We start from the raw sequence: 26,506 nt of genomic DNA, 5'->3' as shown, positions 1-26,506 counted from the left end.
AAAAAACACCCTAGTTTGATTGTTAGGAGTGCAGTTCACTTGCAGGGAATTAAGTGGTGGGAATATTCAAGCCTTTCTCAACCGCAGGGCGCTGCAAAAAGCGCTCAACATACGCCACAACATTTTTAAAGCTGGCAAACTCCACTTCATTAGCAGCCTTGTACGAATGTGTAATGGCTCGCAGCCAAGGGCCAATTGCAATATCAGCAATTGAAAACTCTCCGGCGATCCATTGTTCGTTGGCAACTTGCTGATCAATCACATTGAGCAAGCGTTTTACCTCGTTGTAATAACGCTCGCGTGGGCGAGGGTCTTCAATCTCTTTGCCGCCATAAGCGTGGAAAAAGCCCAGCTGTCCAGTCATTGGCCCCAAGCCGCCAACCTGAAAAAACACCCACTGCATAACTGCAGCGCGCTCTGCGGCGTTATTGCCTAGCAATTTACCGGTTTTTTCCGCCAGGTAGAGCAAGATAGCGCCCGATTCAAACAGCGCGAGCGGTTTTCCGTCCGGGCCATTAGGATCAATGATGGCTGGAATTTTATTGTTTGGATTCAGGGATAAAAATTCAGGGGTGCGTACATCACCTGATAAGCCAATTAAATGCGGTTCGTATTTCAGGCCCAGTTCTTCCAAGGCAATCGAGATTTTGACGCCATTGGGAGTGGGGTAGGAATACAGCTGAATAATATCTGGATTAGTGGCAGGCCATTTTTGAGTAATCGGATACTCGCTCAGGGAATGATAGTTTTGCTGCGCGCTCATTATTGCTCCACTTATAAAATGTATCTGATCAGTATAGTGGTGGCTGAGGTTTATTTCAGAAGTGCCTGAAATAAAAAAATTTGTTTTAGCGTCCGTTGTTTAAAAACTTGCGGCAATAAAAAAGGCGCTTCCTTCCGGAAGCGCCTTTTGAAATCGCGATAGCGCGATTACATGTTCGGATAGTTAGGACCGCCGCCACCTTCTGGTGTTACCCAGGTGATGTTCTGCGATGGGTCTTTGATATCACAGGTTTTACAGTGAACACAGTTCTGAGAGTTGATCTGGAAACGCTGACCGTTTTCATCTTCAACAATCTCGTACACGCCAGCCGGGCAGTAACGCTGCGCAGGCTCATCCCATTTTGGCAGGTTGGTTGCCAGTGGAATGCTGTTGTCTTTTAAGCGTAAGTGGCACAGCTGATCTTCAGCGTGGTTTACGTTACCGATAAATACCGAATCCAGCTTGGCAAAGCTGATCACGCCATCCGGCTTAGGATAGTCGATCTTCGGACACTCAGATGCAGGCTTCAGTGTTGCATGATCTGGTGTGGTGTCGTGCAGGGTAACCGGCAGAGGGAGGATGTTCTGATCAACAAAGTTGAATGCACCACCCAGGAAGGTACCGAATTTGTGCATCGCAGGGCCAAAGTTACGGCTGCGGTGCAGCTCTTCCCATGCCCAGCTTTCTTCAAATGCTTTGGTGAACTCAGTGATTTCATCGTTAGCACGATCTGCTTTCATTGCTGCAACTACTTGCTCTGCTGCAACGATACCGCTCTTCATGGCGGTATGGGTGCCTTTAATCTTCGAGAAGTTCAGCGTGCCAGCGTCACAACCAACAACCAGTCCGCCCGGGAAGGTCATCTTAGGCAGGCAGTTCAGACCGCCCTTGGTGATCGCACGTGCACCATAAGATACGCGCTTGCCGCCTTCCAGGTACTTCTTAATAACCGGGTGGTGCTTCATGCGCTGGAATTCGTCAAACGGACTCAGGTGTGGGTTCTCGTAAGACAAGTCAGTGATCAGGCCAACAACCACCTGGTTATTTTCAGCGTGATACAGGAAGAAACCGCCTGAAGAGCCAGACTCGCTCAGCGGCCAGCCTGCACCGTGCAGTACCAGGCCTTCTTCGTGCAGGTCAGGGTTGATGTCCCACAGCTCTTTAATGCCGATGCCGTAGTGCTGAGGGTCTTTGCCTTCGTCCAGTTTGAATTCAGAGATCAGCTGCTTGCCCAGGTGGCCACGACAGCCTTCAGCAAAGATGGTGTACTTAGCGCGCAATTCCATACCTGGCATATAGGTATCTTTTTGCTCGCCTTCTTCGCTGATGCCCATGTCGCCGGTAACGATGCCTTTAACGGCGCCATCTTCAACGATGTATTCAGCAGCAGGGAAACCCGGGTAGATTTCTACGCCCAGGTTTTCAGCCTGCTCGCCTAACCAGCGGGCAACGTTGCCCAGAGAAACGATGTAGTTGCCATCGTTGTGCATTGGCTTTGGAATCATCCAGTGTGGCGTCTTGATCGACTTTTCATCACTGGTCAGGAAGTAAACTTCATCACCTTTAACCGGGGTGTTCAGTGGAGCACCCAGCTCTTTCCAGTTAGGGAATAGCTCAGCCAGAGCACGATCTTCAATAACAGCACCGGATAAAATATGGGCGCCGACTTCAGAACCTTTTTCTACCAGACAAACGGCAATTTCATCACCAGCTTCTTCAGCGAGCTGTTTAATGCGAATTGCGGTAGACAGGCCTGCTGGGCCACCGCCGACGATAACTACGTCGTATTCCATAACTTCACGTTGCATGGTGTTCTCCTCAGACTCAAACCCAGCCCCAAAACGGGGCAGAGCGGCTCACGGTGCCAGCTCATGTGGGTGTTAGTACTTTATATTAGCCCATTCATCATTAAATCGAGTAGACTTAAACGGGCGTTTGAATTCCGGCATTATACGTCGGTGTTTTTACCAAGCAACTGATTTCATAGGGAAATCGTGCAAAAAGTGCCACTGAAGCGTTAAAACGGGGCATAAATACGACTCACTATTGACGCTTACGTTAAACATCCCAATAATGTGGCGCGCTGGAAAGGGGCTATTCCGGTTTCATCTTATGGTGTGGCATCGGCCTCTTTATTCATCCACCAAGATAATTACGAGGAATCTATGAAGGTTCTTGTCGCTGTTAAACGCGTAATCGATTACAACGTAAAAGTACGCGTAAAGCCTGATAATTCAGACGTTGATCTGACCAACGTTAAAATGGCTATGAACCCATTCTGTGAAATCGCTGTTGAAGAAGCGGTTCGCTTAAAAGAAAAGGGTGTTGCTTCTGAAGTTGTGGTTGTTTCTATTGGTCCTAAAGTGGCTCAGGAGCAAATCCGTACTGCTCTGGCACTGGGTGCTGATCGCGGTATTCTGATTGAAACTGAAGAGAAACTGGAATCTCTGTCTGTTGCCAAGCTGCTGAAAGCCGTTGTTGAAAAAGAACAGCCTCAAATCGTTCTGATGGGTAAGCAAACCATCGACAGCGATAACAACCAGACCGGCCAGATGCTGGGCGCTCTGACTGGCATGCCTCAGGGTACGTTCGCTTCTGAAGTTGCTGTAGATGGCGACAAAGTAAACGTAACTCGTGAAATTGATGGCGGCCTGCGTACTGTTGCTCTGAACCTGCCAGCAATCGTTACTACTGACCTGCGTCTGAACGAACCTCGTTACGCTTCTCTGCCAAACATCATGAAAGCTAAGCGTAAGCCGCTGGATATGACTTCTCCGGCAGATCTGGGTGTTGAAGTTGCTTCCACTCAATCACTGGTTAAAGTGGCTCCGCCTGCAGAACGTTCAGCTGGCATCAAGGTAGCTGACGTTGCCGAGCTGGTCGACAAACTGAAAAACGACGCGAAAGTGCTTTAAGGAGACTATGTAATGACTATCTTAGTAATCGCTGAGCACAACAATGCTGCATTAGGTGCAGCCACTCTGAATACTATCACTGCGGCTAAAGCCATTGGTGGTGACGTTGAAGTTCTGGTTGCAGGTTCTAACTGTGGCGCAGCAGCTGAAGCGGCAGCCAAAGTTGATGGCGTTGCTAAAGTACTGGTTGCTGATAATGCAGTATATGAGTACCAGCTGGCTGAGAACATGGGTGAACTGGTTGCTGAACTGGGTAAAGGCTACAGCCACATCCTGGCAGCTGCGACCACAACTGGTAAAGACTTCCTGCCACGCGCTGCAGCTCTGTTAGACGTTAACATGCTGTCTGAAGTGATTGGTGTTGAAGCAGAAGATACTTTCTCTCGCCCAATCTACGCGGGTAACGCTATTGCGACTGTTAAGTCTGCTGACAGCATTAAAGTAATGACTGTTCGTGGTACTGCATTTGATGCTGCAGCTGCTGAAGGCGGTTCTGCTGCTGTTGAAGCGGTTGACGTTGTAAAAGACGCTGGCATCTCTGGTTTTGCTGGTGAAGAGCTGGCTAAGTCTGACCGTCCTGACCTGACTGCTGCTGATATCGTTATTTCCGGTGGTCGTGGTATGCAGAACGGCGACAACTTCGAAATGCTGTACAAAGTAGCTGATAAGCTGGGTGCTGCTGTTGGCGCATCTCGTGCGGCAGTTGATGCTGGCTTTGTTCCTAACGATATGCAGGTTGGTCAAACCGGTAAAATCGTTGCCCCAGGACTGTACGTTGCGGTTGGTATTTCCGGCGCAATCCAGCACCTGGCTGGTATGAAAGACTCTAAAGTTATTGTTGCGATCAACAAAGACGAAGAAGCACCTATCTTCCAGGTTGCTGATTACGGTCTGGTTGCTGATCTGTTCGAAGCAGTTCCAGAATTGGAAAATGCTCTGTAATATCAGTAGCTTAGAAAAAACCCGGCTTATGCCGGGTTTTTTTATGTCATCGAGTTGTCATTTTTTGGTAATAAGGTAACGTACCTCTCCAATTGCTCTATCTGAAGGAATATCTTTTGAATATTACAGTCGTAGGAACCGGCTACGTCGGCCTTGTGACAGGCGCTTGCTTTGCGGAAATGGGAAACACCGTAACCTGTCTTGATGCTGATCAGGAACGAATCACTGCTCTGAACGCAGGGGAAGTTCCGGTATTTGAACCCGGGCTGGATGCCATCATACAAAACAACACCAAAGCCGGGCGTCTATCCTTTTCGGCGACCATGCCAGAACCTGACAATGAGCCACAGGTTTACTTTATTGCCATTGATTCTCAGCCAGACACCGATGACCTGGACTGTGTGCTGCAATGTGCGCGCGAGATTGGTCGCACCATTCGCGACTACTCAGTTATTGTTAATAAATCCAGCGCCCCAGTGGGTGCCGGTGAGCAAATTACCCGCGCAATCACTGAAGAGCTGGCGACACGTAATGCGCAAATCGAATTTGACGTGGTATCAAACCCGGAATTCCTGAAAGAGGGCGTTGCGATTGATGACTTTATGCGCCCGGACCGTATTGTCATCGGCGTTGAAAATCTGCGCGCCCGTAATGTGATGTCAGAACTGTATCAGAGTTTTTCACGCAATCACGATAAGCTGATGTTTATGGGTGTTCGCGATGCGGAGATGACCAAGCATGCCGCCAGCGCCATGCTGGCAACTAAAATTTCGTTTATGAATGAAATTGCAAATCTGGCCGAATGCATGGGCGTTGATATCGAGCAGGTGCGCAAAGGCATTGGTTCCGACAGCCGGATTGGCTACTCCTATATTTACCCCGGCTGTGGCTATGGCGGCTCCTTTGTACCGAAGGATATGAAAGCACTGATTCGCATGGGTCAGGAGCATGGCTATGAAACTGAGATTCTGAACAGTGTTGAGCGCCGTAATCAATCCCAGAAGCATCGCTTATTTGAAAAATTAGCCGATCGTTTTGGTCAGGATATGAGCGGACGAACCATTGCGGTTTGGGGCTTAGCCTTTAAACCCGGCTCTGATGATATGCATGAATCCAGCGCGCTAGAGCTGATTAACCGCCTGCTGCAAGCGGGTGCCCGGGTGCGTGCCTACGATCCGCTGGCTATGAATGAGAGTAAATTGCATTTTCCTGACACTGTTTTCGATGAACAGCAGCTGGTTTTATGCGAGCATCAGTACGACGCATTAGCCGATGCCGATGCGATGGTGCTGGTCACAGAATGGAAGCCATTCCGTCAGCCGGATTTCAACGCCATTAAAAAATTATTGAAACAACCTGTGATTATCGATGGTCGTAACCAGTACGATCCGTACAGCTTAAAATCACAAGGGTTTGATTACACCGGTATTGGCCGGGATCAATTAGGATAATCATGACCGCCATCACAAGTGCTACTCCCGTTTCTGAAGATGTCAGCCTGCCACAGAGCGAGACGGCAACTGAAGCAACAGTAACAGAAGGCAGTGACGTTCAAAGTACGCACATCAGCCACCGTATCCCGTTTGGTTTTGCCAAGCGTTTTGGGGTGCTGGTCGAAGGCAATGCCGATCAATTTGTGGTCATTCATAAAGAAGGGCTGCGTGGTGATGTGCTGATGGAAGTGCAGCGCTTCTTATCGGCGCCCTTTCGTCTGGATGTGGTTGCCGATGAAGAATTTGAGCGCCGCCTGGGGCTGGCTTATCAAAGTGACAGTTCGGAAGCCATGGAGATGGTCGAAGGACTGGGCGATGAAATGGATCTGGCCAGTCTGGCCGACTCAGTTCCTGAAACTGAAGACTTATTAGAGCAGGAGGGTGATGCCCCCATCATCCGCCTGATCAACGCCTTGTTAACCGAAGCGGTAAAAGAAAGCGCCTCGGATATCCATGTTGAAACCTATGAGAAACGCCTGGTTGTGCGTTTTCGTGTGGATGGTGTGTTGCGCGAAGTGGTTCAGCCTAAGCGTGCACTGGCGGCATTGCTGATTTCGCGTATTAAGGTCATGGCAAAACTGGATATTGCTGAAAAACGTGTTCCCCAGGATGGCCGGATTGCGCTGCGTATCGGCGGTCGCGAAGTGGATGTGCGGGTATCAACCATGCCATCCCAGCACGGTGAGCGCATTGTAATGCGTTTGCTGGATAAGCAGGCCGGGCGCTTGGGCCTGGCTCAGTTAGGTCTGGCCGATCGTGATTTGCGTACCCTGCGTAATATTATCTCCAAGCCCCACGGCATTATTCTGGTTACCGGCCCAACCGGCTCGGGTAAAACCACCACCTTGTACGGCGCGCTGTCGGATTTAAATGAAACCAGTCGTAATATTCTGACGGTAGAAGACCCGGTGGAATACAGCCTGCCGGGTATTGGCCAGACTCAGGTGAACACTAAGGTTGATATGACGTTCGCCAAAGGCTTACGCGCTATTCTGCGTCAGGACCCGGATGTGGTGATGATTGGTGAAATCCGGGATTTAGAAACCGTTGAAATCGCCATTCAAGCGTCATTAACCGGCCACTTAGTGTTATCAACACTGCACACCAATACTGCTGTTGGCGCTATCACCCGATTACAGGATATGGGCGTTGAACCCTTCCTGTTGTCATCGTCTATGGTCGGTGTCATTGCTCAGCGACTGGTGAGAGTGTTGTGTGATGACTGTAAGGTGGCGGCACCCGCAGATGAATCCGAATGTGAATTACTGGGAGCCGACCCTGCAACACCGCCGATTATTTATCACCCCAAAGGTTGTGATAAGTGTAATCAGCTGGGCTATCGCGGTCGTCAGGGTATCTATGAAATCATCGAAGTGGATGAGCGCATGAAAACTCTGATCCACGATAAAGCTGGCGAGCAGGAATTAGACGAATACGCTCGTGAGTCCGGGCCAAGCATCCGTCAGGATGGTATTCGCAAGGTGCTGGCTGGCAGTACGACTATCGAAGAATTATTACGGGTAGCCAAAGGGTAAGACACGAATTATGGCTGCTTTTGAATATCAGGCGCTGGATGCCAAAGGCAAACAGCAAAAAGGCGTAATGGAGGCGGACAGCGCCCGCCAGATTCGCCAACAACTGCGCGATAAAGGCTGGATGCCGCTCTCGGTCGAGATTACCGCCAGCAAACAAAAAGACAGTGGCGAAGGTTTTTTCGCCGGGCTGTTTAATCAGGGGCCTTCTCTTTCTGTACCGGAGCTGGCACTGATCACTCGTCAACTGGCAACTCTGATTCAGGCTGGCCTGCCGATTGATGAATCCCTGCGGGCGTTATCAGAGCAAACCGGCAAACAAAAAATCAAAGCCATGATCCTGGCAATTCGCTCCAAGGTGCTGGAAGGTTATACCTTAGCCAAGGCACTGGAGGAGTATCCACGAGCATTTCCTCATTTATATCGCTCAACGGTTGCTGCTGGCGAGCATGCCGGCCATCTGGATGGTGTATTAAATCGTCTGGCCGATTACACCGAGTCACGTCAGGAGTCAGACCAGAAAATCAAACTGGCAGCTATGTACCCGATTATTCTGACCATCGTGGCGATAGGTATTGTGGTTGGACTGCTGACTTATGTGGTTCCGGATATTGTTGAAGTGTTCGTTAAAAACGGTCAGGAGCTGCCGGGTTTAACCCAATTTATGCTGAATCTTAGCCATCTGATCAGCAGTGCCGGGCTGTATATCCTTGCCGGTCTGGTGATTGGCTTTATCGTATTTAAACGCGCGCTGAAACAAGATGGCTTTCGCCGTAAATATCATCGTTTTTTGTTAACGATGCCCGGGCTGGGTGGTTTTGTGCGCGATGCCAATACCGCTCGCTTTGGCAGCACGCTGGCGATTCTGACCTCCAGTGGCGTACCTCTGGTGGAAGCCATGCGCATTGCCAGCCAGGTGGTCACCAATATGCCAATACAGTCGTCGTTAACTCAAGCCACCGTCACGGTGAGCGAGGGTGGCAGCCTGAATCAGGCGTTGGCCGAAACCAAATACTTTTCACCCATTATGCTGCATATGATTGCCAGTGGTGAAAACAGTGGTGAGCTGGATGCCATGCTGGCACGCACCGCCAAACAGCAGGAAACCACGCTGGAGAACACGGTTTCGGCGCTGGTGAAAATTTTTGAGCCCATGATGCTGTTATCCATGGGCGCTATCGTTGCGCTGATTGTCGCAGCAATTATGTTACCGATTTTAGAATTGCAACAAATGGTTCAGTAGGAGCAATTGAACGTGAAAAAAGTACCAACAATGAAAAACACACGCGGTTTCACCCTGTTAGAAGTGATGGTGGTATTGGCCATTATTGGCGGCATTATGGCCTTAGTAGGGGCCAATATTCTGGGTTCAGCCAGCGACGCAAATATCAAAACCACCAAGAGTCAGATGAAGCTGATTGAAAGTGCTCTGGATATGTACAAGCTGGATAACTTCCAGTACCCAACCACGGAACAAGGTCTGGAAGCTCTGATTTCCAAGCCATCAGGCTCGCCGGAACCGAAAAACTACCGCTCTGGCGGCTACCTGAAAGGCAATAATGTACCAACCGATGCCTGGGGTAATGAGTTTGTTTACTTCCGTGAAAAAGCCAATAGCTATGAAATTTTATCGCTGGGCGCTGATGGCGTCGAAGGCGGTGAGGAAGATGGTGCCGATATCAGCAGTAACGACTGATTTAGCATGAAAGGTATGGGCAGCAAACGCGGGTTCACACTGCTGGAAGTGTTGGTGGTACTGGCGATTATTGGCGGCTTAATGTCAATGGCGACGCTAACCTCCAGCAGCAATCCGGCACTGGATGAAACGGAACAGTTTGCCCGCCAACTAACGGTTTTGCTGGATGCCTACCGTGAGGATGCCGTTTTCCAGAATGTCGATTTTGGCATTGCCATGGATATTCAGGAGCTGGTACTGCTGTCCTACCTTGATCCGAACAGCCTGCAAGCCCGGGCGTTGGATGGCAAAGAGCAGGCCAAGCTGGCAGAAAACCCCTGGCAACCCTATGCCGAAGGCCCGCTTAAAAAAGAACTGCTAACGCCGGAATCCGTCGAGATGCGCTTGTTTGTCGAAGACACTGAGGTGGATTTTGACGAGTTACTGGGGGATGAGGAAGGGCCAAAGCCAGCGCTGCTGTTTTTGTCTTCCGATGAATACACGCCTTTTCGCCTGGAGCTGAGTCATCAGCAGGACAATAGCTTTGTTGTTCAGCTGAGTGGCGATGGTTTTAGCCAATTACAGATGCAGACCGAGCGTTATGAAGGCTAATGCGATGACTGGCAAGCAGCTTTCTATAACTAAACAACGAGGCTTTACCCTGCTGGAGGTGATGATTGCCGTCACCATCTTTGCCGTAATTGCCACCACCATCAGCCAAACCACCAGTCAGAGCGTTGGCAATTTATTGTACCTGCAAGATAAAACATTGGCGGCGTTTGTTGCTGAGAATCAGCTGGCTGAAGTCCGCTTAGCGCCTTTCCCGAATGTCGGCGATGCCAACGATGTGATTGATATGGCTGGCCGTGAGTGGCGGGTGAATACCAAGATAGAAAACACCCAATTGCCAGATACCCGTCGGGTCACCGTGTCTGTCGCCGACTTGAACGACAAAGACGCTAACCTGGCAACTCTGGTTACCATTGTTGGGAAATATTAGGATGAGGAAGTCTCAGATGGCACGCTCTTTATCCGGATTTACCCTGCTTGAAGTTATGGTGGCCATTGCTATTACGGCGACGCTGGGTGTAGGTGCCAGTCAGTTATTACGCAGTGTGATTGACGCCAAAAGTGCAACGGAAGTGACCTCGGAGCAGCTGATCAGTCTGCAACGCTTTAATCAGGTGGTCAGTCGCGATCTGGAGCAATACATCAATCGCAGCGTGCGTGATAACTATGGTGATGAACAAGCCTCATTATTGTTAGATAGCGGTGATTACCCGTTAGAGTTTACCCGCGCTGGCTGGCGTAATTCGCCGGTCGCCCAGGATCCGCGCAGCACTTTGCAACGGGTCGCTTATCGGTTGGAATCCATTGATGATGAAGTCTGCGAAAGCGCCAAAGCGCGCTTATTATCCTGGGGCATTGCCGAGCCTGAAGCCGATTGCCTGGTACGTTATTACTGGCAGGTATTAGATCGGGCATCCGATTCAGAACCGGTTGCTCAAGTAGTGTTGGAGCAGATTGAAACGCTGGATATTGAATTGTTAGTCGAACAGCAAAGCCAACAGCAGGGCGAAAGCGCTCAGGCTCAGGGGCGTGACTGGCAGACCAGTTGGCCGTCCACCAGTCAAAGCAGTGACATCAGTGTTCCGCTGGCCGTTCGCTGGCGCTTTGAGCTGCCACGTCTGGGAGAAATAGAACGTATCTGGCTGATTGCGCACGATGGTGAACCCGATGCCGGCAATTAATGCTCAGCGCCAGCAAGGTCTGGCATTAATTACGGTGTTACTGGTGTTTGCCGTGGTGTCGGTACTGGCGGTTGCCATTATTGATCGTCAGGCTATTAATATTCAGCGCAGTGCCAATATGTTCACTCTGCAGCAGAGCCGGGCCTTTACCGATGCGGCAGAACAGGCGGTGCGTGTGGGTTTGTATCTGGATTGGGACGCCGATAAAGAAAAAGATCACGCCAACGAAGAGTGGACCCAGCCGCGTACGTTTCCCTTAGAACCCGGCAAAATTTATCTGAAAATTACCGATGCTCAGGGGCGTTTTAATCTCAATAGTCTTTCTGCAGGCGCAGCAAATAAAACACTGCAAACTCAGCGCTTTGCGAATCTGTTAAACCTGCTTGGCTTGGATACACAACTGGCTAATGCAACCGCCCGCTGGATGGATAAAAGCAGCCAGATTGATGATGTGTATGAATCGCTGGATGTGCCTTATCGCCCGGCTTATCAGGCCTGTAAGCATGTGTCGGAATTATTGCTGATCGAAAACTTCGATCAGGCTACCTATCAGGCCTTATTGCCTTATATTTCCTGTCTGCCGGTTGAAGTGCAGCTTAATGTAAATACCGCCAGCGCCGTGGTTCTGGCCTCGCTGGATTCCGGCTTGTCGTTACAGGACGGCCAGTCGCTGGTCAGTGCCCGCGGCGAGGAAGGCTATGCCAGTGTTGATGATTTCTGGAATCAGAGTTTACTGGAGCGATATACTCAGCCGCAGACAAACGATAATGATGACGCTGACAACGGCGGCAACAGTAATAATGGTAACAATAATTCGGAAAACGCCCAGCCCAGATGGGAAAAGAGCGATTTCAGTATCAATAGTGAATATTTTGAAATGTTTGCCCGGGTTGATCTTAATGAGCGCTACGCCACCAGTGAAGCCTTGATTAAACGCGACAAGGCGGATGCGCGGATGACCACATTGTATCGTGACTATTCCCGCCGGGAAGAGAAGCCATCCGAGCAATCGTTCGAGACCAATACAGACATTAACACCAATAGCAATTAACAGTAGTGACCAGTCGATAATGGTTCGACCTGATCAGAGAATGTGACATGGAAACAAAAAAGGTACAGTGGCAAGCAGCTGAAGGCCGCTGGTTAATTGGCGATATCCATGCGGACTTTGACCGCGACGCCCGCCCGCTTGAAGACTGGGCCAGTGAACAGCCAGACCTGAGTCAGGTACGCCTGGTGCTGTCGGCAACCAACTATTCAACCCACTGGGTCGCCATGCCCGGGGTCAGTAATCGCAATCTGGCGAAAGCGCTGCCGTTTGCGTTAGAAGAGTGCCTGATCAGTGATGTCGACGACTATCTGGTCGTGCCTGCGGGTAAGCAGGGTAAAAAGGTGCGCGCCTATGTGGTTGCCATTGATCTACTGGAGCGTCTGATTCAGGAGTGCGAACTGCACCATCTGCAGGTGCGCGACATCATTCCCGAAACCCAGCTATTGCCACAGCAGAATCTGTTGCGCCAGCAATTTAACGGCTGGCAATTGTTATTGCCCGGGGTGTTCGAAGGCTGGATTCCTGCGGCGGCATTAACTCCGGTACTGGAAAGTCAACTAACTGACTTTAATGCCGAGCAGCTCGATATCTGGGCGGCAGGGCTGGATCAGGCGCAGATGGTGAAAACCAATCTGGAAACCGGCTTTGCCGAGACGTTTGCCCGCATTGATGTTCAGGCCAGCACCCGCAATGCCGAATTAGACGCGACGTTAGAAACCAAACTGGTCAGCCTGATGGTCGGCGATTATCAGGTTCGTGAAGCGAAAGAAGATAAACCTGCGGCCTGGTGGCGTCCGTTGGCAACCATTGCTGCCGTTTGGGCAGTGATGATGGCCGGATATCTGTTTATCGACAATATCGCCCTGAAGCAGCAGGAAACTCAGGTACGCCAGGCCGCAGTTGATTTATACAAGCAGCTGTTCCCGGGGGAGCGGGTGCGCAGTCTGGATCGCCAGATGCGCGAGAAACTTTCCGGTGGTGGCAGTAGTGAAGGCGTTGGTTTTATTCAGTTGGTGAATAAAGCCTCAAAGGTATACGCCGCCAACAACAGCAAAAAAACACTGCATTTTCAGTCCATGCGTTTTAATGATCGCCTGAATGAACTGGTGGTTGAGGTGAAAGCCGGATCATTGTCAGAGCTGCAAACCCTGAAGCAGGCACTGGAGCAGGAAGGTCTGACGGCGGAAGTGGCGTCAGCAACCAACGACAAAGACGGTGTTAAAGGCCGGTTAAAAATCGGAGGTGCCGCATGAGTCAGTTTGATCAGATAAAAGACCAGTTGGTAAATCATCCGCAGGTAAAAGCCGCACAATCCTGGTACCAGTCTCTGCCGGGGCGGGACCAGCTGATTGTGCGCGGAGTGGCGATCTTTGTGGCTCTGGCGCTGGTGTTTCTGTTGATATACGCACCCTTGATCAAAGATCAGCAGAGACTGGAGAGTAAACTGGAGCGGGCGGTTGCCAGCTATAACCGTATTGCTGATAACGCTCACAAATTTGGTGGCGCCACGGGAACTTCTTCAGGCCCAATACTGTCAGTGGTTACCCAGCAGGCAAGAAAAAGCGGGATTACGCTGAGTCGTTATGAGCAGGATGGCAAAGGTCTGCGCGTCTGGCTGGAAAAAGTGGCCTTTGATGAGGCTATTGAATGGTTGGAAAATTTACAATCCAGTAATGGTATCCGGGTCAGTCAGATCAATGTTGATCGTCAAGAAAATCCGGGCTGGGTTGATATTCGGGCTACACTGACACCATAACATCGCCATTTCCGGCGGTTGGATTTACGAGTGTCATATCAGATAAAGAGTGAGTTATATGAGTCGAGATTATGAGCTGTTAGTCATTGGTGCTGGTTCTGGTGGCGTGCGCGCCTCCCGCATGGCTGCAGCCAAAGGTGTTAAAGTGGCCGTGGTTGAAAACCGCTACCTGGGCGGTACCTGTGTCAACGTTGGTTGTGTTCCTAAGAAGCTGTTTGTCTACGCCTCCGAGTACTCAGAGAAATTCAAAGAAGCCAAGGGTTTTGGTGTAGAAGGGCAGTTAAATCATTTTGACTGGCCAACACTGCGTGACAATAAAACCGCTGAAATCGGCCGTTTAAATGGTATTTACAACAACCTGCTGGATAACTCAGGCGTTGAGATCCTGAATGGTACCGCCAGCCTGAAAGACGCCAATACCGTTGTTGTAAGTGGCGAATCCGGCGAGCAGGAATACACCGCTGATAAGATCCTGATTGCCACCGGTGGCTGGCCGTTTAAGCCGGAAATTCCGGGCGCAGAACATGCCATTACCTCCAACGAAGCTTTCTATCTGGAAACCTTCCCTAAACGTGTAGTTGTCGTTGGCGGTGGTTACATTGCGGTTGAATTTGCCGGCATCTTTAATGGCCTGGGTTCAGACACAACGTTGATGTATCGCGGTGAGCAGGTGTTGCGTGGTTTTGACGAAGGTGTACGCCAGTTCGCCGCAGAGCAGATTGCTGCCAAGGGCATCGATATTCGCACCAACTCCGATATTGCCAGCATTGAAAAACAAGCCGATGGCACATTAGTGTGTCAGCTGAAATCCGGCGAAGCCATCGAGGCCGACGCTGTGATGTACGCAACGGGTCGTCGTCCAATGACCGATGGTCTGAATCTGGAGCATGTGGGCGTAAAAGTGCGCGACAATGGCACCATTATCGCCGATGACTTCTTCCAGACTTCCGTGCCAAGTGTCTATGCGCTGGGTGATGTAATTGGTACACCAGCCTTAACGCCGGTGGCATTGGCTCAGGGCATGAAGCTGGTTGCTAATTTCTACGACGGCGACACCACGCCGATGGATTACAGCAATATTCCAACTGCGGTATTCTGTCAGCCAAACATTGCTACCGTTGGCCTCACGGAAGAAGAAGCGGTGAAAGAGTTTGGTGATGATCTGTCGGTATTTGAATCCAGCTTTAAGCCAATGAAGCACACCATCAGTGGCATGCCTGAGCGCAGCATGATGAAGCTACTGGTGCAAACCAGTACCGATAAAGTGATTGGTGCGCATATGGTTGGGCCGGATGCTGGTGAAATTGTTCAGGGTCTGGCGGTTGCCATTAAAGCAGGTGCAACTAAGGCCGTGTTTGACAGCACCATTGGCATTCACCCAACGGCGGCTGAAGAATTTGTGACCATGCGTACAGCGCGCGCTTAATTTGTATTAGTTCAAGCGCTTCTGAGCTAGGCGCTTAGAACATTACAAAGCCAGAACGGATTTATTCTGTTCTGGCTTTTTTATTGGAGTCGAGCAGCCGCTCCAGCATCTCATCCTTACTCGTCACCTGTGCTTTTAGCGCGGTGATTTCCAGCTGTGCTTGCTGTAGGCGGCTAACTTTCTCATCGATTCTTGCGCTTAGTGTTTGACTGTCGTTAGCGGCCTTAAGCTGCTGATCCTCGAACTCCTGCTTTAGCTGCTGATTGTTGTTGTGTAGTTGATCGTGCTCTAGCTGTAACTGGCTATACGATTGCTGGGTGCTGGTCAGCTGCTGAGTGGTTTGCTCGCTCGACTGCTGCAGTGTTTCCAGTTGTTGCTGAAGGTCCGTTATTCGCTGCTGAGCGTGACTATAATCTGCCTGTAGCTGCCCATTCTGATTATTCAGTTGCGACAAGCTGGTTTGCTGTACGCTGATGGTCTGCTGTAGCGCTCGAATCTCCACCTGTAGCTGCTGGCGCTGCTGCTCATGCTGGCGAATATCCTGCTCACGCTGCTGCTGTACCGAATCCCGGTAGTGATTCAGTGCCTCCCGGCTATGGCGGTGTTTTTCTTCTAACGATTCAATCTGTTTTTGCTGCTCGATCTCGACGGCCGCCAAGCGAGCTTGGTGCTGCTGACTAGTGTTCAGCTCTTGTTGCATGGCCTGTTTATCTTCCAGTGCCTGATCTCTCTCTTGTTGGGTGTGAGCGAGCTGTTCCTGGCAGGCCTGTAATTGCTGCTGTAGCTGCTGATTCTCTTTATTTAAATCCCCAAGACGCTGGCTAAACGCCAGTTGTTCCTGTTGGTGTTGCTGGTCGGCTAGTTCCATGGTTTGTCTGGCTTCTTGCTGCAGGGTGTCTGCTAATCGGCTAACCAGCTCTGTTAATGGCTGACTCAGTCGAGTGGTGCCGGATGGATCCTGACTGACCTCCAGCTCCTGCTCAATTTCCCGTAGATAACGATGAATGGTGGACTTGGAGCCGGTATTTCCCAGCACGACCCGTACGGCATCAATTGAGGGGTGTTTGCCCTGGCTGAGCAAGGTTTCCCGCGCCTGCATTACCCGCTGCTTATTTATTCCGCCTCTGGCCATGATGTTCACCGTTTTTCTGAATGGTTTTTCTGTTCATTTCGTACTGTATTACATACTACGTATTTACATTCTAAAAATCATAATAAATTTAAAATTGAATTTAATAAATTAACTTAAGATAATTACACATTATTAAATGTGAACAGCAAAAAGGCTCACCTAGGCCAGTGAAAAAGCTCAGCAATACAGGCACTAAGACAGCCGCTAATACAACAAATGGCTCAGTGGATATCACCCTGGATGACTATCTGCATGCTGCCACCCGGGAAAACACCCGGAAAAGCTATCGCTCAGCGGTAGAGCACTTTGAAACAGCGTGGGGAGGTATGCTGCCAACCACCTCGGAGGAGATAGCTCGCTACCTGGTCGCTTTTGCCGACAAGCATTCCGCTGCAACCTTGCGCCAACGCCTGGCTGGCCTTGCGGCCTGGCATCAGCAACAGGGTTTTGCCGACCCCACCAAAACGCCTTACGTAAAAAAGGTACTCAAGGGTATTGCTGAGCTTCATCCTGCCATCCAAAAACAGGCGAAGCCGATTGAGTTGCAGCAGTTGCAGTTGATTGTGAATAGTCTGGAGCAACCAGAAAGTGAGGCGGCCTCATCACTGACAGCACTTAGAAACCGATCTCTGTTGCTAATGGGCTTCTGGCGAGCCTTCCGCAGTGATGAGCTGTCACGGGTCAGGGTTGAGCATATTCAGGTTGAACACGGCAGAGGAATGACAATTAACATTCCGAGAAACAAAGGGGATCGGGGAATCGCAGGCCAGCAGGGCAGGCAATATTTTGTTCCGGCGCTCAGGCAGCTTTGTCCGGTGGCGGCCTATCAGGACTGGCAACAAGCTTCTGGAGTGACCAGTGGCCCGGTGTTCCGCAAGATAGATCGCTGGGGAAATATTGGTAGTCAGGAGCTACACCCCTCCAGTATTACCCATATTTTGCGCCAATGCTGCCGCGTTGCCGACATTAATAACGCCGAAGCGTTTAGCAGCCACTCTTTACGACGAGGCTTTGCTAATTGGGCCAACAGGCAAGGGTGGGATATTAAATCTTTGATGGAGTATGTTGGTTGGCGCGATGTGAAATCGGCGCTGCGCTATGTGGATAGCACAACGCCGTTTGCGCCCGAGATGCTGCTTGAGCAGTCTCAAGCAGAGCTTGATTGAGCGTCGATGGAAGCATTGATCTCTGATTTCGGAATGCACGCTTAATGCGTTATATTGTAAGTATATCTCTTACATAATGAGGTGCTCATATGGCGCGCACAATTACATTTCAGCCCGGGGAGCGAATGGGAAGCTTTATTGAAGGCTTGGTCAATTCAGGAGATTACAACAATCAGAGCGAGGTTATCAGGGCGGCAGTTCGATTGCTGGAAGAACAAACCGCTGAATCAGCATTATCCAAATTAAGGAATCTGATTGAAGAGGGTGATAGCAGTCCTGATGTTGAGAATTGGTCGATGAGAAGCCTTCAGGATAGGCTCGATAGTCGAGATGACTGATCTCAGGATTTCCAAAAAGGCCGATGAGGATCTTTATGAAATTGGTCTTTATACGGAAGATAAATGGGGTCGAGAACAGCGCCGTCACTACCTTGATGAAATCAATCATCGCCTTCATTTACTGGCGCAAGACCCAGACAATCCCTTCTCAAAAGATATTGGTCATATCAAAGCAGGTTGTTTTGCTTTACCCATTCATAAGCACTTCATTATCTACCGAAAATTAAGCCATGGCGTGAGAGTGATACGCGTGCTGGGGCAGGTCATGGATTTAGAGCGACATCTGTAGTTTGGTGTAGTTCGGCGTGGCTTGGGATAGCTTGGCGAGTCGCTGAACGCCACAAGCCAGGGATGCCTCCCTGGCTTGTGAGTTTGACCCTCAGCCACAAAACACCAGGCGCACGCTATCGAGAATCAGTTGTGAATCACGAATCGCAGACAACACCTGATCACGCTCTTGCTTAACGGCATCAACCAGCTGCGCCGGAATATTCGGGTTTTGTTGAGATAACGCCTGCAGACGCTCCAGTCGCGAGTCAAAAGCTTCTTCCGCTTTTGCTTCAGCGCGTGCCACCATCTTGCTTAATTGACCCGCACCCAGCTTCTCCAGTCTATGGATTAACGGTTGAACTTCATCCGTTTTTTGCTCAACCAGACCACGAGCGGTGCCTTTTTTCAGTGGCAGGGCGAAGCCAGGTAAGGATTCAGGCTCGTTCACCGCCAGATCACCTTTGGGTGTCATCATCAAGTGCATGGCATTCGGTGGCAGATAACGCTCAACTTGTAGTGCCTTTGGTGCTGCGCATTGGGCAACAAACTGCAGCTGAATAAAACAATCGCCGGTTTTATGCCCGTGGTCTTCGATATAACCCACGGCCGCATTGCCTGAAGGGCTGCTGACAATCAACTCCAGCGCCTGATCGATAAACGGGTGCTCCCAACTCAGGAATTGCACGTCGTCGCGTGACAGAGCCACGTCGCGATTGGTGGTCGCCATAAAACCATCTTCCGGCAGGTGTGGCATATCCGGTACCAGCATGTGATCACCCGGTGCAATGGTGATGCACTCGCCACCCAGATCGACCAGATCCAGACCAAAAGCATCCGCGAACAACTCAATAAAGTCGTTTAATTCGGCTTCATCTTCAATATGGGTGATGGTCATTTCCTGAGCCAGCTGACGCGCCTGGGTCGGATGGCAGGAGTGCAATTCAAGCAGACGGTCACGGCCATCTTCCAGTGCCTGCAATAATTCATCACGTTCGCTACTGAGCTGATCCAATAATGGAGCAAGATCATCCTGGCTCAGCAGAGCTTGCTCAATCGCTACCTTGTGTTTTTCCAGCAGCGGCTGAGCGGCCGGATTCGGGCGTGAGAAGCTGTCTAAGCCATCATTCAACAGCTGCGCCCAACGACCACTGGTGTGGTTTTCAAATGCCGGAATATGGATCTGAATATCGTGTTTCTGACCAATACGATCCAGTCGACCAATGCGCTGCTCCAGCAGGTCGCAGTTAAATGGCAGATCAAATAACACCAGATGATGGGCGAACTGGAAGTTACGGCCTTCACTGCCAATCTCAGAACACAGCAGAATGCGTGCGCCCTGGTCGTGATCAGCAAAGTAGGCGGCGGCGCGGTCGCGCTCAACCAGGTCCATATTTTCGTGGAATACCGCAGCTGGCGTGGCGTGCTTCTCCCATAATAATTTTTCCAGATCGAGTACGGTCTGCGCCGAGTGGCAGATCAGTACGATCTTGTCTTTTTTGTGCTGAGCCAGAATATCCATCAGCCAATCGCAGCGCGGGTCATTGTTTTCCCAGCCATTAATGCCCAGCTCAGGGAATAGCCCCTGTTCAACACTGGCCGGCAAATCATCAACAAAAGACGGAGTGGGCAGGTAGCTGATTGCTGGCAGGCGCTGCGGGAAGCCGCTGACACCGTGGCGAGTATTACGGTACAGGGCACGACCCGGGCCGCGACGGTCAATCAGGGTTTCCAGCTGTTTGGTGCGATCATCGCTATCAGCCAAGTCTGGCAGCAGGGCGGTCAGGGCATTTTGTTGCTCTGCTGTTAAAGCCGCGTCGCCGGTCAAGGCAGACGCCAGCTCAGCAACCGGTTGATACTGTTGCTGCTCATTCAGAAACTGCTCCAGGCTTGGATAGCGTTCCGGGTCCAGCAGGCGCAGGCGAGCAAAGTGACCATTGATGCCCAGCTGCTCTGGTGTTGCAGTCAACAGCAACAAGCCCGCTGTTTTAGCCGACAGCTGATCAACTAAGCCATAAGCGTCATCGTGACCGTCTTCATTCCATTCCAGGTGGTGAGCCTCATCAACAACCAACATATCCCAATCAACCGACAACATTTGTGCCGCCACTTCCGTTTGTGTCGCAATCGACAGTGGGCACAGGAATAACTGGCTATCAGAGAACATATTGCTGGCTTCACCTTCCATCGCCATCAATTTGTTTTCAGCCACCATGGCGCGATCAACAATGGTAAAGCGCAGGTTAAAGCGGCGAATCATTTCGACCAGCCACTGGTGCAGCAGGTGATCCGGCACCATGATCATGACCCGCGAGATGCGCTGTTGCAGCATCAGGCGGTGCAGAATCAGGCCAGCTTCGATGGTTTTACCCAAGCCCACCTCATCCGCCAGTAAAACGCGGGGAATGGCATCCTGAGTGACTTGCTCAGCAATATACAGCTGGTGTGCCAGTAGCGACGTCCGGCCACCCAGCAGGCCATAAAAAGGGCGCTTACGCAGTTTGCTGAGTTGCTGCAGAGCGATTTGGCGCAATTCATAGAGGTTGTTGTTGTCAATCTGACCAGAGAACAGGCGCTCGGTTGGCTGATTCAGCTGGATTTGGCCGCTCAGGTGTGTCTCAGGTACAAAACGGTCTTCATCACCGTAGAAGATGATGTCGTTTTGCTCCTGGATTTCACTGATGGTAATGCTGGTGCCGTCTTGCAGTGGGATAACATCGCCCACTTTAAAACGCACACGGGTCAGCGGGGCACCTTGCTTGGAGTAGGTGCGGACATCGTCGATAACCGGGAAATACACGGTCACCATTCTGAAATCAACATCCTGAATTAACCCTAAGCCCAAATCCGTCTCGGCTTCACTAATCCAACGCTGACCTACTGAATACATGGTGTCACGATACCTGCTTGCTGCTGAATGAAAAGGGCGCGAAGTCTACCGTAATCTGACAAAAAAACCACTGGCAAGACTACCGATTAAAATCAGAATTCAAATCAATTAAGTGAACTAAGTCATTGAAAGTTATATTGATTGTTTTCTTGAGCTGCAATCCGGAATTCAGGACGATGTCCGCCTGAGGCAATGCCTGTCCTTAACAGTCATTTGCAGGGTGTGGTTAATACTCTAATATTTCCGATAATTGTTATTATCGGAATAAATGAAATATTGCGAAATAGTGCTAATGCTTCCTGCATTCTTGTCTTTCGATACGGTTTGCACCAGACTCGCCGCATGATCTGTTTACGCCTTTTGTTTATTGTTTTTCTGTTTGTTATCAGCCCGCTGGCTCGCTCGGCCGAAATCTCTGTCGCCGTGGCGTCTAACTTTGTGGCAACGGCAAAACAACTCGCCAAAGATTTTGAAGCGATGTCCGGGCATTCAGTGCGCATCACCACTGGATCATCCGGAAAGCTATTTGCTCAAATTCAACATGGCGCGCCTTATGATGTGTTTCTGTCAGCGGATCAGGATAAACCTGCCAGGTTGATTCAGCTGGGATTCGCCGCTCCCGAATCGCAGCAAACCTATGCTGTTGGCCGCTTAGTACTGGCCAGCCGCAATCATGGCTCCGAGCCTTTGTCTTTATCGCTTTTCACCAATCAATCAATCAAGACTCTGTCAGTTGCCAACCCCAAACTGGCACCCTATGGGCTGGCCGCGCAGCAAGCCTTGGCCGAGCTAACGGATTTTTCACCACGACTGATTAAAGGTGAAAATATCTCCCAGGCGTATCAGTTTTTAGCCGCTGGCTCCGTCGATTACGCTCTGGTGGCACTTTCTCAGGTTATCCAGTCTTCTGGTTTGCCGATTCAGTATCGACTGATTCCCCAGGCGCTGCATCAACCCATCCGTCAGGATCTGGTGCTGCTGGGCCATTCATCACAACGGTCGCCCCATAACAGCTCTGATATTTCCGATAATTTATCTGTTGCTGATCAAGCCTCTCAGGCTTTTATTGCCTTTATTCTCTCCGAACGCGGTCAAACAATTATTCAGGCCCATGGTTATGTGACACAAAAGTCGTCAGAAAAAGCCCTGCCAGCAAACGATCCGGTAGGCGCTTATGACTGAGTCATTCAACACGCTACTGCCGTTTGTGTTGCTTCCGGAAGACTGGCAAGCCATCTGGCTGACGCTGAAGCTAGCCGCCCTATCCACTCTGTTGTTATTGCTGATATCCACGCCTCTGGCGTTATGGCTGGCTGGCGGTCAAAGCCGTTTGCGCGGCATAGTAACGGCACTGGTTTCCATGCCGCTGGTACTGCCGCCAACCGTGTTGGGGTTCTATTTACTGATTGCCATGGGCCCGGAAGGCTTCATCGGCCAGCTGACCCACTCTTTGGGGCTGGGCTACCTGCCATTTACCTTCACTGGACTGGTGGTAGCTTCCGTTATCTATTCGTTACCATTCGTGGTGCAGCCGCTGCAAAATGCCTTTGAGGCCATTGGCCCGAAACCTATTGAGGCAGCAAAAATGCTGGGTGCCGGCCCTTGGGATCGGTTTTTCAGTATTGTATTGCCACTCGCTAAACCCGGCTTTATCAGCGCTGCCATTCTTGGCTTTGCCCATACCTTGGGGGAGTTTGGTGTGGTGCTGATGATTGGCGGCAATATTCCCGGAGAAACTCAGGTGTTGTCGGTGCAGATTTACGAACAGGTTGAATCTCTGCAATATGGTCGGGCGCACTGGCTGTCAGGCTTGCTGGTTGGTTTTTCCCTGATCATCTTGTTGGGTCTGTATGCATTGCGCCCCTCCAGCCGAACTACAATCTGGCGCTGAGATTTATGTTAACTCTGGATATTCATCACTCACCATCGCCAGATTTTCAGCTGGCATTAACGGCACAGATTCCCTGCCAGGGCGTTACGGCGGTTTGTGGCCACTCCGGGTCTGGTAAAACCTCATTGCTGCGCTTAATTGCGGGCCTGGATCGCTCGGATAACATCAAAATCTCGCTTAATCAGCGAGTACTGCAAGATGCTCAGCAGTTTGTTGCACCGGAACGACGGCGTATTGGTTATGTGTTTCAGGATGCGCGTTTATTCAGCCATTTAACGGTTGAGCAAAATATTCAGTACGGCCTGAAGCGCAGCCAAACTCCGATGAGCGCAGAGCAGCAAGAGTCCCTGTTTGCCGTGCTTGGGCTGCCGCCCTTGCTGTCACGTCGGGTAGAAAAACTCTCCGGTGGAGAGCAACAGCGTGTGGCGATTGCCCGGGCATTGGTCACTAATCCGGACTTATTACTGATGGATGAGCCGCTCGCCGCCATTGATGCTGCACACAAAGCAGAGTTATTGATCTACCTGCAGCAGTTGTTTCGCTGGCTGGAAATCCCGGTACTGTATGTCACGCACGCCTTGGCTGAAGTTGCGCAACTGGCTGATCATCTGTTGGTTCTCGAACATGGCAAGCTGATCTACCACGGTGCCCCGGAATCCTGGGTGTCGGCGCAGTATTCAGCCGACGATACTGAACAGAATCCGGCAGTGATCTGGCGTGGTGCCGTGGTTGGCATTGAACCTGAGTGGCAGATGATCCAACTGGAGATCGGCGAAGCCAATATAAGCGGGACAGATGCAAGTAGCCCAAATACAGGCAGGCCCAGATTATCTCTGGTTACTGATTCGATTTCTGATACCACGCCAATAGGGTCGATTCAGCGGGTGCTAATCAAAGCCCGGGATGTCAGCATCAGCTTGGATACCGCCTCAACACCAGGCGCAAGTAGCATTCAAAACCGGCTGCCAATGACAATCAGCCAGATCGAAGATCAAGCACCCTACAGTCTGCTCACCTTACAAGCCGAAGACTTAACCCTGTATTCCATGATAACCCGCAAAAGCTGTTATCAGCTGCAGCTAACCCCGGGCATGACTGTTATGGCGCAGATTAAAGCGACGGCCATTGTTGGATAGTCACCCGTCCTTACATTGCCTTGCATTACGACGGCAGAATCCGTACCTTATTTCCGATAATTTAACGACTCTTTAATTGCCCTCGGAACCACTGCAGTGCCCGTTTCTCCAGATTCTTCCCATCAGGTTGCATCAGCTTCACCGCATGCACCAAGTTCATCATCAGCCCCGTCGCCAAGGCCACTGTTGGATCAGGCTGAACATATTGGTAATCCACTGCGCTATGCCCAGGCGATGATGGTGCGTTTACCTGAGCTACGTGAAGTTAACGGAGCCTATGAAGACCTGATTAACACCCTGAATTTTTTATCCAGCTACAGTGGTACCAGCGCTACCTTTAACAGCTATCGCCGCGAAGTTGAGCGTTTGTTGCAGTGGACCTGGCTGGTGCGTTCAATGAGCCTGACTGAATTGCGGCGTCAGGATATGGAAGACTTTCTCGCTTTTTGTCAGCAGCCGCCGTCCAGCTGGATTGGCGACAAACAAGCCGCCCGCTTTCGTCTGCATCAGGGTGAGCGCGTGGTCAATCCGGACTGGCGGCCATTTGTGGCGCAGCACAATAAACGCACACATTCCGCTGAGTTCAACTTGTCTCAGAAAAGTCTGCAGGCGATTTTCTCCATTCTATCGACCTACTTTAATTACCTGCAGCAGGAAGACTACGTCGAGATCAACCCAGTTAAACTGATTCGCCAGCGCAGTCGGTATCTGCAGAAACATGCCTATCAGGAGCCGATTCGGCGTATTTCCAACCTGCAGTGGGACTTTATTCTGGAAACCACCGAACAGCAGGCCGATGCCAATCCACGCGAGCATGAACGCTCATTGTTTGTGATGAAGATTTTGTTTGGCATGTACCTGCGAATCTCCGAATTGGTGGCGGACGAGCGTGGCACACCGGTTATGGGGGATTTTCAGCAAGATCGTGATCAACACTGGTGGCTGAAAGTGATTGGCAAAGGCAATAAGGTGCGTATGGTGACTGTGTCTGACGACATGCTACAGGCACTGAAACGCTACCGCTCTTACCTGGGACTGACTCCCCTTCCGACTGTGGGTGAGCAAACCCCACTGATCAATAAAATCAAAGGGCGCGGCCCGGTGACCAGCACCCGCCAGATTCGCTACCTGGTACAGCACTGCTTTGATGCGGCTTATGAACGGATGCGATCTCAGGGAATGGCAGACGACGCTCAGGAGCTGAAAGTGGCGACGGTTCACTGGCTCAGGCACACCGGTATTTCTGAAGACGTGAAATTTCGCCCGAAAGAGCACGTTAAGGAAGATGCCGGACACGCCAGCATGGCAACCACCGATCGCTATATCGATACTGAAATGCGTGAACGGCATGCCAGTGCACGATATAAGAAGCTAAAACCGGACTATTCATAAGGAAAAACTGACGAACAAAGTCAGCAATTGGGCTGACAGCAAGGTTTCGGGAACTTTTCTTGCTCTCTGTTGAAGCTGTTGTTGAGTAACAAACCTTCCGGAGGGATTATGTTCCGTTTCCTACCCTTTCTTGCCTTATTCGTCTCGTTTGCCAGCTTTGCTGAAAACAATGAGGCTCATACCCGTGCAGCGTCGACCAGCACGCCAGCCAATATCACACCACTCAGCGATGGCGCCGCGCTTAACCAGGCCGGTCGCCAGCGAATGCTTAGCGAGCGGATGGTGAAAGCCTATATTCAGATCAACTCTGAAATCGACTCGATGAAGGCTGAAAAACAACTGGTTCACGCTCAGCAATTGTTTGCCGCACAACTCAGAAATCTGAAACATTACGCACCAACACCGCTCATTCAGGACAATCTTGGCACTGTCGAAGTGCGCTGGGCCAAGTTACAGGCGGCTTTATCAGCCGAGCAGCCAGCCGACACGATTGAACTGATTGCCATTGGTGAAGAGCTCGTTGCGGCCTGCCATCAAGTGGTGTTGGATATTGAGCAATACGCCAATACCGACAGCGCCGTATTGGTCAATGTTTCTGGCCGTCAACGGATGCTGAGTCAGCGGATGGCAAAGTATTATTTTGCTCACGCCTCCGGACAACGCCAGCAAAAAGTGATTGATGGCTTTTATCGCGCTCTGGGTGAATTTGAAAAGGGCTTAAATACCTTGCTGATTGCCCCACAGAACAGCGAGGAAATTCATTTTGCGTTGTCTGGGGTTGAAGCTCAGCTGAACTTCTCCAAGGCCGGCTTTAATCGCATCAAGTCGGGGCAGTATGCCACTCATGTCATTTCCCGTACTACCGAGAGTATGTTGAAGCGCATGAATGAAATCACCGGAATGTATGAGCGCCTGCATGACTCCGGCGAGTTAAACTCATCCTTCCTGCTGGATGATCACCGCCAGATGGTGGCTGCACTTTAAATTTCT

General features: G+C 50.7%; 25 protein-coding genes. 21 read left to right on the top strand and 4 right to left on the bottom strand.

Annotated elements, in window-relative coordinates:
* Positions 1 to 49: 49 nt before the first annotated feature.
* Both ACO05E_RS16950 and ACO05E_RS16945 read right to left on the bottom strand, forming a co-directional pair.
* Positions 50 to 763, bottom strand: a complete 714-nt coding sequence (locus ACO05E_RS16950; RefSeq protein ID WP_419810672.1) for a glutathione S-transferase N-terminal domain-containing protein — start codon at positions 761 to 763, stop codon at positions 50 to 52.
* 167 nt (positions 764 to 930) lie between these two features.
* Positions 931 to 2,571 carry an electron transfer flavoprotein-ubiquinone oxidoreductase gene (locus ACO05E_RS16945; RefSeq protein ID WP_419810671.1) on the bottom strand — a complete coding sequence of 547 codons (1,641 nt, stop codon included), beginning with the start codon at positions 2,569 to 2,571 and terminating at the stop codon, positions 931 to 933.
* A gap of 357 nt (positions 2,572 to 2,928) precedes the next feature.
* Between ACO05E_RS16945 and ACO05E_RS16940 the strand changes: the two genes are divergently transcribed.
* The 13 genes from ACO05E_RS16940 (at position 2,929) to gorA (ending at position 15,304) form a co-directional block, all read left to right on the top strand.
* Complete coding sequence (locus tag ACO05E_RS16940) at positions 2,929 to 3,678, top strand: electron transfer flavoprotein subunit beta/FixA family protein (RefSeq protein WP_255856582.1); 750 nt, start codon at positions 2,929 to 2,931, stop codon at positions 3,676 to 3,678.
* A gap of 12 nt (positions 3,679 to 3,690) precedes the next feature.
* Positions 3,691 to 4,620 carry an electron transfer flavoprotein subunit alpha/FixB family protein gene (locus ACO05E_RS16935; RefSeq protein ID WP_419810670.1) on the top strand — a complete coding sequence of 310 codons (930 nt, stop codon included), beginning with the start codon at positions 3,691 to 3,693 and terminating at the stop codon, positions 4,618 to 4,620.
* A 116-nt stretch (positions 4,621 to 4,736) separates the two neighbouring features.
* A complete protein-coding gene (locus ACO05E_RS16930) occupies positions 4,737 to 6,071 on the top strand; it encodes a UDP-glucose dehydrogenase family protein (RefSeq protein ID WP_419810669.1) in 1,335 nt (444 codons plus the stop codon).
* 2 nt (positions 6,072 to 6,073) lie between these two features.
* A complete protein-coding gene (gene gspE, locus ACO05E_RS16925) occupies positions 6,074 to 7,648 on the top strand; it encodes a type II secretion system ATPase GspE (RefSeq protein WP_419810668.1) in 1,575 nt (524 codons plus the stop codon).
* A 10-nt stretch (positions 7,649 to 7,658) separates the two neighbouring features.
* Complete coding sequence (gspF, locus tag ACO05E_RS16920) at positions 7,659 to 8,888, top strand: type II secretion system inner membrane protein GspF (RefSeq protein WP_419810667.1); 1,230 nt, start codon at positions 7,659 to 7,661, stop codon at positions 8,886 to 8,888.
* 30 nt (positions 8,889 to 8,918) lie between these two features.
* Entirely contained in the window at positions 8,919 to 9,341 is a 423-nt protein-coding gene (gene gspG / locus ACO05E_RS16915; protein WP_419810666.1) for a type II secretion system major pseudopilin GspG, read from the top strand.
* A 15-nt stretch (positions 9,342 to 9,356) separates the two neighbouring features.
* Complete coding sequence (gene gspH / locus ACO05E_RS16910; protein WP_419810665.1) at positions 9,357 to 9,932, top strand: type II secretion system minor pseudopilin GspH; 576 nt, start codon at positions 9,357 to 9,359, stop codon at positions 9,930 to 9,932.
* A 4-nt stretch (positions 9,933 to 9,936) separates the two neighbouring features.
* Positions 9,937 to 10,320, top strand: a complete 384-nt coding sequence (gene gspI / locus ACO05E_RS16905; protein WP_419810664.1) for a type II secretion system minor pseudopilin GspI — start codon at positions 9,937 to 9,939, stop codon at positions 10,318 to 10,320.
* Between the two features lie 16 nt (positions 10,321 to 10,336).
* Positions 10,337 to 11,071, top strand: coding sequence for a type II secretion system minor pseudopilin GspJ (gene gspJ / locus ACO05E_RS16900; protein WP_419810663.1), 735 nt, complete (start codon positions 10,337 to 10,339; stop codon positions 11,069 to 11,071).
* A complete protein-coding gene (gspK, locus tag ACO05E_RS16895) occupies positions 11,058 to 12,122 on the top strand; it encodes a type II secretion system minor pseudopilin GspK (RefSeq protein ID WP_419810662.1) in 1,065 nt (354 codons plus the stop codon). Before gspJ ends, gspK begins: the two co-directional genes overlap by 14 nt.
* A gap of 47 nt (positions 12,123 to 12,169) precedes the next feature.
* Complete coding sequence (gene gspL, locus ACO05E_RS16890) at positions 12,170 to 13,375, top strand: type II secretion system protein GspL (protein WP_419810661.1); 1,206 nt, start codon at positions 12,170 to 12,172, stop codon at positions 13,373 to 13,375.
* The gene (gene gspM, locus ACO05E_RS16885; protein ID WP_419810660.1) at positions 13,372 to 13,878 is read left to right on the top strand and encodes a type II secretion system protein GspM; all 507 of its coding nucleotides are present in this window, start codon (positions 13,372 to 13,374) and stop codon (positions 13,876 to 13,878) included. Before gspL ends, gspM begins: the two co-directional genes overlap by 4 nt.
* 58 nt (positions 13,879 to 13,936) lie before the next feature.
* A complete protein-coding gene (gene gorA / locus ACO05E_RS16880) occupies positions 13,937 to 15,304 on the top strand; it encodes a glutathione-disulfide reductase (RefSeq protein WP_419810659.1) in 1,368 nt (455 codons plus the stop codon).
* Positions 15,305 to 15,365: 61 nt separating this feature from the next.
* Here gorA and ACO05E_RS16875 read toward each other — a convergent pair whose 3' ends face one another.
* Positions 15,366 to 16,436, bottom strand: coding sequence for a DNA-binding protein (locus tag ACO05E_RS16875; RefSeq protein WP_419810658.1), 1,071 nt, complete (start codon positions 16,434 to 16,436; stop codon positions 15,366 to 15,368).
* 167 nt (positions 16,437 to 16,603) lie between these two features.
* Here ACO05E_RS16875 and ACO05E_RS16870 point away from each other — a divergent pair, with 167 nt between their 5' ends.
* The 3 genes from ACO05E_RS16870 (at position 16,604) to ACO05E_RS16860 (ending at position 18,229) form a co-directional block, all read left to right on the top strand.
* Entirely contained in the window at positions 16,604 to 17,602 is a 999-nt protein-coding gene (locus ACO05E_RS16870) for a site-specific integrase (protein ID WP_419810657.1), read from the top strand.
* Between the two features lie 89 nt (positions 17,603 to 17,691).
* Positions 17,692 to 17,940 (top strand): type II toxin-antitoxin system ParD family antitoxin, encoded by a 249-nt coding sequence (locus ACO05E_RS16865; protein WP_419810656.1) that lies wholly within the window; start codon positions 17,692 to 17,694, stop codon positions 17,938 to 17,940.
* Complete coding sequence (locus tag ACO05E_RS16860; protein WP_419810655.1) at positions 17,933 to 18,229, top strand: type II toxin-antitoxin system RelE/ParE family toxin; 297 nt, start codon at positions 17,933 to 17,935, stop codon at positions 18,227 to 18,229. The genes ACO05E_RS16865 and ACO05E_RS16860 overlap by 8 nt, the downstream gene beginning before the upstream one ends.
* 90 nt (positions 18,230 to 18,319) lie before the next feature.
* Here the strand turns inward: ACO05E_RS16860 and rapA are convergent, their stop codons facing one another.
* A complete protein-coding gene (rapA, locus tag ACO05E_RS16855) occupies positions 18,320 to 21,097 on the bottom strand; it encodes an RNA polymerase-associated protein RapA (RefSeq protein WP_419810654.1) in 2,778 nt (925 codons plus the stop codon).
* Positions 21,098 to 21,439: 342 nt separating this feature from the next.
* On the opposite strand from rapA, the gene modA reads away from it, so the two are divergent.
* The 5 genes from modA to ACO05E_RS16830 all read left to right on the top strand — a co-directional run bounded on the left by modA (position 21,440) and on the right by ACO05E_RS16830 (position 26,500).
* On the top strand, positions 21,440 to 22,279 hold the full coding sequence (modA, locus tag ACO05E_RS16850; RefSeq protein ID WP_419810653.1) for a molybdate ABC transporter substrate-binding protein: 840 nt from the start codon (positions 21,440 to 21,442) through the stop codon (positions 22,277 to 22,279).
* Positions 22,272 to 22,988, top strand: coding sequence for a molybdate ABC transporter permease subunit (modB, locus tag ACO05E_RS16845; RefSeq protein WP_419810652.1), 717 nt, complete (start codon positions 22,272 to 22,274; stop codon positions 22,986 to 22,988). The genes modA and modB overlap by 8 nt, the downstream gene beginning before the upstream one ends.
* Before the next feature lie 5 nt (positions 22,989 to 22,993).
* Positions 22,994 to 24,124: a molybdenum ABC transporter ATP-binding protein gene (modC, locus tag ACO05E_RS16840; RefSeq protein WP_419810651.1), complete on the top strand. Its 1,131-nt coding sequence runs from the start codon at positions 22,994 to 22,996 to the stop codon at positions 24,122 to 24,124.
* A 186-nt stretch (positions 24,125 to 24,310) separates the two neighbouring features.
* Positions 24,311 to 25,516, top strand: coding sequence for a tyrosine-type recombinase/integrase (locus ACO05E_RS16835; protein ID WP_419810650.1), 1,206 nt, complete (start codon positions 24,311 to 24,313; stop codon positions 25,514 to 25,516).
* A gap of 108 nt (positions 25,517 to 25,624) precedes the next feature.
* On the top strand, positions 25,625 to 26,500 hold the full coding sequence (locus tag ACO05E_RS16830) for a type IV pili methyl-accepting chemotaxis transducer N-terminal domain-containing protein (RefSeq protein ID WP_419810649.1): 876 nt from the start codon (positions 25,625 to 25,627) through the stop codon (positions 26,498 to 26,500).
* Positions 26,501 to 26,506 lie beyond the last annotated feature (6 nt).

Source organism: Bacterioplanoides sp. (assembly GCF_965226395.1).
Taxonomy (GTDB): domain Bacteria; phylum Pseudomonadota; class Gammaproteobacteria; order Pseudomonadales; family Oceanobacteraceae; genus Bacterioplanoides.
Note: the sequence above shows the minus strand (reverse complement) of the source record. Positions and strands in the feature narration are given on the sequence as shown.

Bases quoted from the DNA above. Each gene is read 5' to 3' on its own strand.
- ACO05E_RS16950 (WP_419810672.1), bottom strand. From the start codon at position 763: ATGAGCGCGCAGCAAAACTATCATTCCCTGAGCGAGTATCCGATTACT.
- ACO05E_RS16945 (WP_419810671.1), bottom strand. From the start codon at position 2,571: ATGCAACGTGAAGTTATGGAATACGACGTAGTTATCGTCGGCGGTGGC.
- ACO05E_RS16940 (WP_255856582.1), top strand. From the start codon at position 2,929: ATGAAGGTTCTTGTCGCTGTTAAACGCGTAATCGATTACAACGTAAAA.
- ACO05E_RS16935 (WP_419810670.1), top strand. From the start codon at position 3,691: ATGACTATCTTAGTAATCGCTGAGCACAACAATGCTGCATTAGGTGCA.
- gspE (WP_419810668.1), top strand. From the start codon at position 6,074: ATGACCGCCATCACAAGTGCTACTCCCGTTTCTGAAGATGTCAGCCTG.
- gspF (WP_419810667.1), top strand. From the start codon at position 7,659: ATGGCTGCTTTTGAATATCAGGCGCTGGATGCCAAAGGCAAACAGCAA.
- gspG (WP_419810666.1), top strand. From the start codon at position 8,919: ATGAAAAACACACGCGGTTTCACCCTGTTAGAAGTGATGGTGGTATTG.
- gspH (WP_419810665.1), top strand. From the start codon at position 9,357: ATGGGCAGCAAACGCGGGTTCACACTGCTGGAAGTGTTGGTGGTACTG.
- gspI (WP_419810664.1), top strand. From the start codon at position 9,937: ATGACTGGCAAGCAGCTTTCTATAACTAAACAACGAGGCTTTACCCTG.
- gspJ (WP_419810663.1), top strand. From the start codon at position 10,337: ATGGCACGCTCTTTATCCGGATTTACCCTGCTTGAAGTTATGGTGGCC.
- gspK (WP_419810662.1), top strand. From the start codon at position 11,058: ATGCCGGCAATTAATGCTCAGCGCCAGCAAGGTCTGGCATTAATTACG.
- gspL (WP_419810661.1), top strand. From the start codon at position 12,170: ATGGAAACAAAAAAGGTACAGTGGCAAGCAGCTGAAGGCCGCTGGTTA.
- gspM (WP_419810660.1), top strand. From the start codon at position 13,372: ATGAGTCAGTTTGATCAGATAAAAGACCAGTTGGTAAATCATCCGCAG.
- gorA (WP_419810659.1), top strand. From the start codon at position 13,937: ATGAGTCGAGATTATGAGCTGTTAGTCATTGGTGCTGGTTCTGGTGGC.
- ACO05E_RS16875 (WP_419810658.1), bottom strand. From the start codon at position 16,436: ATGGCCAGAGGCGGAATAAATAAGCAGCGGGTAATGCAGGCGCGGGAA.
- ACO05E_RS16865 (WP_419810656.1), top strand. From the start codon at position 17,692: ATGGCGCGCACAATTACATTTCAGCCCGGGGAGCGAATGGGAAGCTTT.
- ACO05E_RS16860 (WP_419810655.1), top strand. From the start codon at position 17,933: ATGACTGATCTCAGGATTTCCAAAAAGGCCGATGAGGATCTTTATGAA.
- rapA (WP_419810654.1), bottom strand. From the start codon at position 21,097: ATGTATTCAGTAGGTCAGCGTTGGATTAGTGAAGCCGAGACGGATTTG.
- modA (WP_419810653.1), top strand. From the start codon at position 21,440: ATGATCTGTTTACGCCTTTTGTTTATTGTTTTTCTGTTTGTTATCAGC.
- modB (WP_419810652.1), top strand. From the start codon at position 22,272: ATGACTGAGTCATTCAACACGCTACTGCCGTTTGTGTTGCTTCCGGAA.
- modC (WP_419810651.1), top strand. From the start codon at position 22,994: ATGTTAACTCTGGATATTCATCACTCACCATCGCCAGATTTTCAGCTG.
- ACO05E_RS16830 (WP_419810649.1), top strand. From the start codon at position 25,625: ATGTTCCGTTTCCTACCCTTTCTTGCCTTATTCGTCTCGTTTGCCAGC.